Source organism: Paraburkholderia sp. (genome assembly GCF_026225065.1).
Taxonomy (GTDB): domain Bacteria; phylum Pseudomonadota; class Gammaproteobacteria; order Burkholderiales; family Burkholderiaceae; genus Paraburkholderia.
In genome coordinates this window covers 1-9103 of sequence record NZ_JAMFSB010000359.1, presented here as the reverse complement: position 1 = coordinate 9103, position 9103 = coordinate 1, and the positions used below count along the sequence as shown (strand labels likewise).

At 63.5% G+C, this 9103-nt stretch carries 7 protein-coding genes and 1 pseudogene; 5 read left to right on the top strand and 3 right to left on the bottom strand.

The window, feature by feature from the left end; translation table 11 throughout:
• The 5 genes and pseudogenes from M0954_RS24840 to M0954_RS24820 all read left to right on the top strand — a co-directional run.
• Window positions 1–557: pseudogene (locus tag M0954_RS24840) on the top strand (regulator); the annotation flags it as partial.
• 52 nt (window positions 558–609) lie between these two features.
• Complete coding sequence (recJ, locus tag M0954_RS24835; RefSeq protein ID WP_297356057.1) at window positions 610–2316, top strand: single-stranded-DNA-specific exonuclease RecJ; 1707 nt, start codon at window positions 610–612, stop codon at window positions 2314–2316.
• A 169-nt stretch (window positions 2317–2485) separates the two neighbouring features.
• A protein-coding gene (gene prfB / locus M0954_RS24830) for a peptide chain release factor 2 (RefSeq protein ID WP_123387797.1) occupies window positions 2486–3590 on the top strand; the annotation gives its coding sequence in 2 pieces (ribosomal slippage) (window positions 2486–2566 and window positions 2568–3590; 1104 coding nt in all).
• A 131-nt stretch (window positions 3591–3721) separates the two neighbouring features.
• Window positions 3722–5248 carry a lysine--tRNA ligase gene (gene lysS, locus M0954_RS24825; protein ID WP_122151487.1) on the top strand — a complete coding sequence of 509 codons (1527 nt, stop codon included), beginning with the start codon at window positions 3722–3724 and terminating at the stop codon, window positions 5246–5248.
• Between the two features lie 364 nt (window positions 5249–5612).
• Complete coding sequence (locus M0954_RS24820; RefSeq protein WP_122151488.1) at window positions 5613–6365, top strand: glycine zipper 2TM domain-containing protein; 753 nt, start codon at window positions 5613–5615, stop codon at window positions 6363–6365.
• A gap of 126 nt (window positions 6366–6491) precedes the next feature.
• On the opposite strand, the gene iscX is transcribed toward M0954_RS24820, so the two are convergent.
• The 3 genes from iscX to hscA form a co-directional block, all read right to left on the bottom strand.
• The gene (iscX, locus tag M0954_RS24815; protein ID WP_074264161.1) at window positions 6492–6689 is read right to left on the bottom strand and encodes a Fe-S cluster assembly protein IscX; all 198 of its coding nucleotides are present in this window, start codon (window positions 6687–6689) and stop codon (window positions 6492–6494) included.
• 13 nt (window positions 6690–6702) lie between these two features.
• The gene (gene fdx, locus M0954_RS24810; protein WP_133891909.1) at window positions 6703–7044 is read right to left on the bottom strand and encodes an ISC system 2Fe-2S type ferredoxin; all 342 of its coding nucleotides are present in this window, start codon (window positions 7042–7044) and stop codon (window positions 6703–6705) included.
• Window positions 7045–7163: 119 nt separating this feature from the next.
• Window positions 7164–9035 (bottom strand): Fe-S protein assembly chaperone HscA, encoded by a 1872-nt coding sequence (hscA, locus tag M0954_RS24805; RefSeq protein WP_122151489.1) that lies wholly within the window; start codon window positions 9033–9035, stop codon window positions 7164–7166.
• Between the last annotated feature and the right edge of the window lie 68 nt (window positions 9036–9103).

The following is a 9103-nucleotide window of genomic DNA, read 5'->3' as shown; positions in this document are numbered from 1 at the left end:
TGCAGATGGCGTGGTTCGAGCATCCGGTCAACGAGGCGCGCGAAGCGCGCGGACTGCCCTCGGTCAATTCCATATGGTTTCATGCGCAAGGTGCCGCGCAACCAGTTAAAAGCCCTTTCACGCGCGTACTGTCGGACGCAGCGGCTACGCGCGGCCTCGCGCTCACCGCTGGAGTGGAGATTGGCGCGCCGCCGGCTTCGTTTGCAGCCCTGGCGGCCGGCGCCACTAAGGCACCGCGCGCGAACGGTACAAGCGGAGTCCAGCAAGGCGGCAATGGCTCCGCGGCAACCGCAGCAACCGCACCAACAACCCTCGTCGAACTCGACCCATTCTCCGCGCCCTACATCGAGCAGGACTGGGGCCGCTGGAACGACGCATTCGCGGCGCTCGAAACCGACTGGTTCGCCCCCGCCCTCGCTGCCCTGCAGTCAGGCCAGCTCGGCGAACTGGGCCTCACACTATGCGGCGACACCGGCTCGGTGACGCTCACCATTACACGTGGCGATCTGCGCAAGTTCTGGCGCCGCCGCGTGCTTGCTTCGCTCTTTATCGAATGACGCATCCAATAACCCAGCTACCGCTCCACCGCATGTTTTCCGGCCTTTCCGCATGACTCGAATCGTTACGCGCGCCTGCTCCCCCGTCGATGCCGAAGTGTTGACCCGTCATGGCCTGCATCCGGTGCTGGCGCGTCTGTACGCGTCGCGCGGCGTGTGCTTGCCGGATGAGCTCGAAACCGGTCTCGCGCGGCTCGTTGCACCTGCCCAACTGAAAGGCTGCGAAGAAGCGGCCGCGCTGCTGGCCGATTCGATCGAAGGCAAACGCCGCATGCTGGTGGTGGCCGACTACGACTGCGACGGCGCCACCGCTTGCGCCGTGGCCGTGCGCGGCCTGCGGATGTTCGGCGCCAGCATCGACTATCTGGTGCCGAACCGCTTCGAATACGGCTACGGCCTGACGCCGGAAATCGTCGCGCTCGCGGCACGCAATCCGTCCGGCAAGCCGGACCTGCTGATCACCGTGGACAACGGCATCGCCAGCGTCGACGGTGTGGAAGCGGCCAACGCGCTCGGCATCGACGTGCTCGTTACCGATCACCACTTACCCGGCGACGAGTTACCCGCCGCGCGCGCCATCGTCAATCCGAACCAGCCGGGTTGCAGCTTCCCGAGCAAGTGCATCGCGGGCGTCGGCGTGATGTTCTACGTGCTGCTCGCGCTGCGCGCCGAACTGCGCCGGCGTGGCGCATTCGACGACGCGCGCCCCGAACCGCGCCTGGATGGCCTGCTCGACCTCGTCGCGCTCGGCACGGTGGCCGACGTCGTCAAGCTCGACGGCAACAATCGCGTGCTGGTCGCGCAAGGGCTGCAGCGGATTCGCAAGGGCAAGATGCAGCCGGGTGTGGCCGCGCTGTTTCGTGCTGCTGCGCGCGACGCCCGCAGCGCCTCCGGCTTCGATCTGGGCTTTGCACTCGGCCCGCGGCTGAACGCGGCGGGACGCCTCTCGGATATGTCACTTGGGATCGAATGCCTGACCACTGACGACATCGGCCGCGCGTGGGAACTCGCGCAGCAGCTCGACTCGATCAACCGCGAGCGGCGCGAGATCGAAGCCGGTATGCAGCAGCAGGCGCTCGAAGATCTGTCGACGATCGATCCGGCCGGCTCGGCGACCGTCGTGCTGTTCAACCCGAGCTGGCATCAGGGCGTGATCGGCATCGTTGCAGGACGAATCAAGGAGAAGTTCCACCGGCCCGTCTTCACCTTCGCACCGGCGGATGAGAGCGGCGTGCTCGTCAAAGGCTCGGGCCGTTCGATCGCGGGATTTCATCTGCGCGATGCGCTTGATCTGATCTCGAAACGCGAACCCGGCATGATCGCCAAGTTCGGCGGCCACGCCATGGCGGCCGGCATGACGCTCGCCGCCGCCGACGTGCCGCGTTTCACCGCCGCCTTCGAAGCGGTGGGCCGCGAGTGGCTCAGCGAAGAGGCACTCGCCCGCGTGGTGGAAACCGATGGCGATCTGGAAGAAGCGTATTTCACGCCGCAATTCGTCGAGATGCTGGACGCCGCGGTCTGGGGTCAGGGCTTTCCGGCGCCGGTGTTTTCGGGCGAATTCGAAGTGGCATCGCAGGCGCTGGTGAAGGACAAGCATCTGAAACTGCAACTGTTACGGGGCCGGCAGCGTTTCAACGCGATCTGGTTCAACCACACGGATTCGCTGCCCAACCGCACGACGATCGCCTACCGCCTCGCGAGCGATACGTGGAATGGCGTTTCGCGCGTGCAGTTGATCGTCGAGCATGCAATGAGCTGAGCGGCCGCGCGCCCGCCTCGGCCTCGCATCATCTACGCCGGGGCCGCCAAAACCGTGCAAAATCCCCCGCAAAACTGCCTCAAACACCCGCCGGATCGCGCATTAGCCTCCGGCGGGCAGCCTCGATCGGCTATAATTTCCCCTTTTTACGAAGCTATAAAAGATCGACATGGAAGCGGAACGTCTCAACGCGATCGAAGCCTCTCTGGCCGACCTGCGCCATCGCGCGGGCGAGCTACGGGGGTATCTTTGACTACGACGACAAAGCACTGCGTCTAATCGAAGTCAACCGGGAACTCGAAGACCCGAACGTCTGGAACGACTCGAAGCACGCCCAGGCCCTCGGCCGGGAAAAGAAGCTGCTAGACGACGTCGTCGGCAAGCTCACCTCGCTCGACAACGACCTGCGCGACGCGCAGGACCTGTTCGGCATGGCGCGCGAAGAAAATGACGAGGAAACCCTCCTCGCCTGCGAAAGCGATGCAGCCAGCCTCGAACAGCGCGTCGCCGACATGGAATTCCGCCGCATGTTCTCGAATGCGGCCGACCCGAACAACGCGTTCCTCGACATTCAGGCAGGCGCCGGCGGCACCGAAGCGTGCGACTGGGCCGCGATGCTGCTGCGCCAGTACCTGCGCTACTGCGAGCGCAAGGGGTTCAAGACCGAAGTGCTGGAACAGACCGACGGCGACGTCGCGGGCATCAAGAACGCCACCATCAAGATCGAAGGCGAGTACGCCTACGGGTTCCTGCGCACCGAAACCGGCGTGCACCGTCTCGTGCGCAAGTCGCCGTTCGACTCGTCGGGCGGCCGTCATACGTCGTTCTCGTCGGTGTTCGTGTATCCGGAAATCGACGACTCGATCGAAGTGGACATCAACCCGGCCGATCTGCGTATCGACACGTATCGCGCGTCTGGCGCGGGCGGTCAGCACATCAACAAGACCGACTCCGCGGTGCGGATTACGCACATGCCGTCGGGCATCGTCGTGCAGTGCCAGAACGACCGCTCGCAGCACCGTAACCGCGCCGAAGCGATGGCCATGTTGAAATCGCGCCTGTACGAAGCGGAAATCCGCAAACGTCAGGTCGAACAGGACAAGCTCGAAGCAGGCAAGACCGATGTGGGCTGGGGTCACCAGATCCGTTCGTACGTGCTGGACAACAGCCGCATCAAGGATCTGCGTACCAACGTCGAAATCAGCAATACCAAGAGCGTGCTCGATGGCGACCTCGATCCGTTCATTAGCGCCAGCCTGAAACAGGGCGTCTAAAGTAAGCGCATCGGGCGCGGCGAGTTTTGCCGCGCCGCATCTTTTGACCGCCTGTTGCAGTCTGATTTCCGACCGGCAGGCAACCTCGTGCGGCCCACCCGCATGCAGGCCACCCCGAATACCGACCCATCATGACCGAACCGATCCAGACGAACGCTGCGCCCGAGGGGGACGAAAACAAGATCATCGCCGAGCGCCGCGAAAAGCTGCGCGAGCTGCGTGAACACGGCGTCGCCTATCCGAACGATTTCCGCCCGACGCATCACGCGGAAGACCTGCAAACGCAATACGCCGACGCCGACAAGGAAACGCTCGAAGCGAATCCGCTTCAGGTTGCCGTGGCCGGCCGGATGATGCTGAAGCGCGTGATGGGCAAGGCGAGCTTCGCCACCGTGCGCGACGGTTCGGGTCAGATCCAGTTCTTCATCACGCCGGCTGACATCGGCCAGGAAACCTACGACGCGTTCAAGAAGTGGGACATGGGGGACATCGTCGCCGCGCGCGGCGTGCTGTTCCGTACCAACAAGGGTGAGCTGTCGGTGCGTTGCACCGAGCTGCGGCTGCTGTCGAAGTCGCTGCGTCCGCTGCCGGACAAGTTCCACGGTCTCGCCGACCAGGAAATGAAGTATCGCCAGCGCTATGTCGATCTGATCGTCACCCCAGAAACGCGCAAGACCTTCGTGGCGCGCACGAGAGCGATATCGTCGATCCGCAAGTTCATGGCCGATGCCGACTTCATGGAAGTCGAAACGCCGATGCTGCACCCGATCCCGGGCGGCGCGGCAGCCAAGCCGTTTGTGACGCACCACAACGCGCTCGATATGCAGATGTTCCTGCGCATCGCGCCGGAGCTGTATCTGAAGCGGCTGGTGGTGGGCGGCTTCGAGCGCGTGTTCGAGATCAACCGGAATTTCCGTAACGAGGGCGTCTCGGTACGCCACAATCCGGAATTCACGATGATCGAGTTCTACGCGGCGTACACCGATTATCAGTGGCTGATGGACTTCACCGAACAGCTGATCCGTCAGGCCGCGATCGATGCGCTCGGCACGGCGACGATCAGCTATCAGGGTCGCGAACTGGATCTGGCCAAGCCGTTCCATCGCCTGACGATCACGCAGGCGATCCAGAAGTACGCGCCGCAGTACACCGATGATCAACTGGCCGACGCCGCATTCCTGCGCCCCGAGCTGAAGAAGTTCGGTGTCGACGCCTCGCAGCCGCAGTTCCTGAATGCAGGCGTGGGCGCGCTGCAACTCGCGCTCTTCGAAGAGACCGCCGAATCGCAACTGTGGGAGCCGACTTACATCATCGACTACCCGATCGAAGTGTCGCCGCTGGCACGCGCGTCTGACAAGGTGGCAGGCATCACCGAGCGCTTCGAGCTGTTCATCACCGGCCGTGAAATCGCCAACGGTTTCTCCGAGCTGAACGATCCGGAAGATCAGGCCGCGCGCTTCAAGAAGCAGGTCGACCAGAAGGACGCGGGCGACGAAGAGGCGATGTTCTACGACGCCGACTACATCCGCGCGCTCGAATACGGCATGCCGCCGGCCGGCGGTTGCGGTATCGGCATCGACCGTCTGGTGATGCTGTTGACCGACAGCCCGAGCATCCGCGATGTAATCCTGTTCCCGCATCTGCGCCGCGAAGACTGATTGCACGGATCGGGTTGATCTGATCCCTCAGGTCCCGAGTGACGTGACGCCCGGCTCGCTGCCGGGCGTTTTCATTTGGCCAGCCTACAGGGCCAATAGGCCCATCTCCACACGGCCCGTCGTGCCACCTGACAGTTTGTAACGATCGGTAAAAGGTTCACAGGCGGAGGCGGCCCGCGTCGAACTCAGAACATCGAGCAAGCGCGTGAAATCAGCCGCCAGGCGGCCCCCTGCGCGATCCGCTTCAAAACATCTCTGCGGACGCTACAGAACTGGTTACAAATTGAAACCCCGCGCCAGTCCAGCTGTCCCACACTTATGTCTTGAAAAAACTAACCGGACTCTGCTCAAGACGGAGGTCATCATGGACAATCCTGGCAACACACAACCACGCCGAATTCACCCGCTTGTCGCGACCGCGGCAGGCGCTGTCATCATCGCGAGCCTCGCGGCCACAGCGGCCATCACAGGTCTGTTTCCCAAAGCGTCGAGCAACGGCGCGCAGACGGATCAAACCCAAGCTGCACAGGTCACCTCGCAGCCCTCGCAGCAGGTGGTCGATTCGGCGGCCCCGGCCAATCCGAACACCTACGCGCAGCAACAGCAGCTGCAGGCGGCCCAAGGCGCGCAGGCCCAGACGCAGCCCCAGCCACAGACCGATGCTCAGGCCCAACCTGCTCCGGCAGTAGCGGCTCCCTCCGCTGCGCAGGCGCAGTACGCACAGCAGCAACAACCGGATCAATCGGGCCAGTACGCACAGCAACCGCCGCCCCAGCAGGCCTATTGCGCTAGCTGCGGCACAGTTGTAGCGATATCAGCAGTGCGTCAGGAAGGCCATGGCACCGGCGTCGGCGCTGTGGGCGGTGCGGTGGTCGGCGGTCTGGTGGGCAACCAGTTCGGCGGCGGCGTAGGCCGCGGCGCGATGACGGTGCTGGGTGCAGTCGGCGGCGGCTTTGCCGGTAACTCGGTCGAAAAACATCTGCGCAGCACGACCGCTTACTCGGTCCACGTGCGTATGGAAAGCGGCAAGAACCGTTACTTCACGTACCACGAAGCACCGCCGTTCCAGCAAGGCGAGCACGTGCATCTCGAGAACGGTGCGCTCGTAGCGGGTTAAAAAGCCCATCACTAAGCGCACAAATAAGCGCACCAAACAAAACGGCGATTCCATCGAAATCTGGAATCGCCGTTTTCCTTTCAGAGCCGATCGTGGGCCAAGCCCAAACCCACAACCACAGCCCGCTCAATAATCCGCATCCTCGATCCACGCCGTCTGGATCGCTTCGAGAATCTTCTCGTTCGACCGGTTTGGATCGTCGTCGAAGCCGTCCAGTTCAGTGACCCAGCGGTGCAGATCGGTGAACCGGATCTGCTGCGGGTCCACTTCCGGGTGCTTGTCGGTGAGGGCCATCGCGATGTCTTGCGTGTCGGTCCACTTCATGGCTGCGCTCCTGTTAGTGATTTTCCTTCGCGTGGTTGATCGAGTAACGCGGGATTTCAACGACCAGATCCTGGTCGACCGGCATCATCGCCTGGCACGACAGACGCGACTCCGGCTCGAGGCCCCAGGCCTTGTCGAGCAGATCGTCCTCGTCTTCCTCCGACGGCGTGAGCGCATTGAAGCCTTCGCGCACGACCACATGGCAGGTCGTGCAAGCACACGATTTCTCGCAGGCGTGCTCGATTTCAATGCCGTGTTCCAGCAGATTGTCGCAGATGCTCTTGCCCGGCACAGCATCGATCACCGCGCCTTCCGGACACAGTTCGACATGGGGCAGCACAACGATTTGAGGCATACGATTTCCGTTTAGTCTGAGGCACGGCAGCCGGCGAACCGGCTCCGTGCCATTTTACTGGTGACGCGCGCTTTTTTGATGCGCGTCACGTGATTCGTTCGGCGTAGATGTCGTCGAGCTCAGATGTCGTCGAGCTTGCGGCCCGCCAGCGCACGACGGATGCCCTTGTTCATGCGGCGGGCGGCGAATTCGTCGGTGCCTTCGGCCACAGTCTTCGTCGCAGCTTCGATCGCGCCGGCATCCTCGCTTTGCGCGACGTTCCGCAAGGCGGTGAGCAAGCCGTCGAGTTCGGCGCGCTCGTCTTCATCGAGCAGATCGGCGTCGGCGGCCAGCGCCGCATCTGTCGCTTCGATCAGACGTTGCGCTTCCACTTGCGCCTCACGCAGTGCGCGGGCTCGCATGTCGACTTCGGCCGTACTGAAGCTGTCTTCGAGCATCTTGGCGATATCGTCATCAGCGAGGCCGTATGAAGGCTTCACCACCACCGACGCCTCCACGCCCGACAACTGCTCACGGGCAAACACGGACAGCAGACCGTCCGCGTCGACCTGATAGGTCACACGGATGCGCGCCGCGCCGGCTGCCATCGGTGGAATGCCGCGCAGCTCGAAGCGCGCGAGCGAGCGGCAATCCGACACCAGTTCGCGCTCGCCCTGCACGACGTGAATCGCCATCGCCGTCTGGCCGTCCTTGAAGGTCGTGAAATCCTGCGCGCGCGCGACCGGAATCGTCGAATTGCGCGGAATGATCTTCTCAGTCAGCCCACCCATCGTCTCAACGCCAAGCGACAACGGGATGACGTCGAGCAGCAGCCAGTCATCGCCGTCGGCACTGCGGTTGCCGGCCAGCAAATCGGCCTGGATCGCCGCGCCGAGTGCGACCACTTCGTCGGGGTTGAGATTGATCAACGGCGGCTGGCCGAAGAACGCTTCCACCGCGCGGCGGATCACCGGCATGCGGGTCGCGCCACCCACCAGCACCACGCCCTTGACTTCCTTGGTCGTTACCTTGGCGTCGCGCAGCGCTTTCTTGGTCGGCCCAAGCGTGCGCTGCACCAGCGCCTGCGTGATGGCCGCGAAAGTAGCCTCGTCGATCGTCAGATCGAGCTGGGTGCCGTTGGAGAGCCTCGCCTGCAACGTTGCCAGCGGCGCGTCCGACAAAGCCTCCTTGGCCTCGCGCACGCTGTCCAGCAGCATGCGCACGTCTTCCGCTGCGAGCGTCTGCGGCGCAATACCAGCCTGCTCGAGGACGTGGCGGTACAGCGCGTGATCGAAATCATCGCCGCCGAGCGCGGAATCGCCGCCCGCCGCGAGCACTTCGAAAACGCCTTTAGTGAGCTTGAGGATCGACAGATCGAACGTGCCACCACCGAGGTCGTACACGGCGTAGAGGCCTTCGGAGCCATTGTCGAGGCCGTAGGCAATCGCCGCCGCCGTTGGCTCGTTGAGCAGGCGCAGCACATTCAGCCCAGCCAGACGCGCGGCGTCCTTGGTGGCCTGGCGCTGTGCTTCGTCGAAATACGCCGGCACGGTGATCACGGCGCCGACCAGATCGTCGCCGAGCGAGTCTTCCGCGCGCTGACGCAGCGTCGCGAGAATTTCCGCCGATACTTCGACCGGGCTCTTCACGCCGTCGACGGTGCGGATCTGCACCATGCCCGGCGCGTCCACAAAATCGTAGGGCGCATTCTCGGCCCCTTCGACCTCGCTCTTGCCGCGGCCCATAAAGCGCTTGACCGAGACAATCGTGTTACGCGGATCGCTCGCCGCTTCGGCCTTGGCGATGCGGCCAATGCGGCGGCCGCCCTTCTCCAGATAACGCACCACCGACGGCAGCAGCACGTGGCCATCCTCGTCAGGCAGCACGTCGGGAACGCCACTACGCACTGCAGCGACAAGGGAGTTGGTGGTGCCGAGATCGATACCGACCGCGAGGCGCCGTTGATGCGGCGCGGGCGCCATGCCGGGTTCGGAGATTTGCAGTAAAGCCATCTGAGATCTTCTTCGGGGATCGTTCGGCCCCGTCCTGAATGGTTCGCGTTGCTGGGTTGAACGCTACG

What these genes read in the sequence shown, in the direction of transcription:
- iscX (WP_074264161.1), bottom strand. Translation starts at nt 6,689, where the DNA reads ATGAAGTGGACCGACACGCAAGACATCGCGATGGCCCTCACCGACAAG.
- lysS (WP_122151487.1), top strand. Translation starts at nt 3,722, where the DNA reads ATGACCGAACCGATCCAGACGAACGCTGCGCCCGAGGGGGACGAAAAC.
- fdx (WP_133891909.1), bottom strand. Translation starts at nt 7,044, where the DNA reads ATGCCTCAAATCGTTGTGCTGCCCCATGTCGAACTGTGTCCGGAAGGC.
- hscA (WP_122151489.1), bottom strand. Translation starts at nt 9,035, where the DNA reads ATGGCTTTACTGCAAATCTCCGAACCCGGCATGGCGCCCGCGCCGCAT.
- M0954_RS24820 (WP_122151488.1), top strand. Translation starts at nt 5,613, where the DNA reads ATGGACAATCCTGGCAACACACAACCACGCCGAATTCACCCGCTTGTC.
- recJ (WP_297356057.1), top strand. Translation starts at nt 610, where the DNA reads ATGACTCGAATCGTTACGCGCGCCTGCTCCCCCGTCGATGCCGAAGTG.